This window comes from Vibrio sp. Vb1574 (genome assembly GCF_033338675.1).
This window is the reverse complement of record NZ_JAWOTC010000490.1, coordinates 1-1020: the sequence shown is the minus strand read 5'-3', so window position 1 is coordinate 1020 and position 1020 is coordinate 1. Positions and strand designations below refer to the sequence as shown.

Below are 1020 nucleotides of genomic sequence, written 5' to 3'. Positions count from 1 at the left end.
TAATGATGCCACGACGCAGCGCTGCAGCGACACACGTTTCCAAACGCACATCATGTTCTTTAGCGAGACCTTGCCATGCTTTAGTCAAATCAAACTCATCATTAGCTGGCACACTTAACGCTGTACCGTTGGTCACACCATCTTGATAAAAGAACACACTCACCAGAGTATGCCCTTGTTCAATGACTGCTTGTGCGAATTGGTATGCGCTGCGTGCCGATTGGCTGCCGTAAACAGAGCCATTTACCACCAGCGTGTAAGTTAATCCACCCACGCTTATTCGTCCTCGGTTTTACGTTGACGAATGTATAAGTACACGGTGTGTTTTGAAATGTTAAGACGATCGGCAACACGGTTGATGGCATCTTTGATGTCGAAGATGCCTTTATCGTACAACTCCATCACGATCTGACGATTCTTAGTGTTGTTCGATACCGATTTATCCGCATTGATTTCTTCAATCGTACGTTCAACGGTTTGGTCCACCAGCTCTTCTACGTCACTCGCGAAGTTCACCGATGAAGCGGCTTCTTTCGCTTCTTGCGTTGGCATAAAAGATTGCAACACTTGCGAGAATGGCGCATCAAGGTTGACGTTGATACACAGCAAACCAATTACGCGATTTTCACCGTTGCGGATCGCAACAGTGATTGACTTCATTAGTACGCCGCCTTTGGCACGTGTGAAGTAAGAACGTGAGAAATTACGCTCAGAGCCTTCAATGTCTTTCAGCATTTTTAGCGCTAAGTCAGTAATAGGCGAACCTACTTGGCGGCCGGTGTTTTCGCCATTGGCGATTTTGATTGCAGAGGTATTTAAGTCTTCTAGAGAGTGAAGAACGATTTCACAAAACGGACCGATCAGGCTCGCGATACCGTCCACGACCGCTTCGTAAGATCTCAAGATGATTTTGTCGTGCTCAGTAAATGGCATCACGTTAACCGATTCCATTTCGAGCAACATCTCCGCGTTTATTGTTTCTGTAGTTGTCATAAGCCTTCGAGCGAAAAATCAACAAAT

At 45.9% G+C, this 1020-nt stretch carries 2 protein-coding genes; both read right to left on the bottom strand.

Annotation, left to right across the window (positions count from 1 at the left end; genetic code table 11):
- A partial coding sequence (tusD, locus tag R7O12_RS27085; protein ID WP_318127146.1) for a sulfurtransferase complex subunit TusD occupies window positions 1-274 on the bottom strand: 274 nt, incomplete at its 3' end.
- 2 nt (window positions 275-276) lie between these two features.
- Window positions 277-993 (bottom strand): transcriptional regulator, encoded by a 717-nt coding sequence (locus R7O12_RS27080; RefSeq protein WP_005438378.1) that lies wholly within the window; start codon window positions 991-993, stop codon window positions 277-279.
- Between the last annotated feature and the right edge of the window lie 27 nt (window positions 994-1020).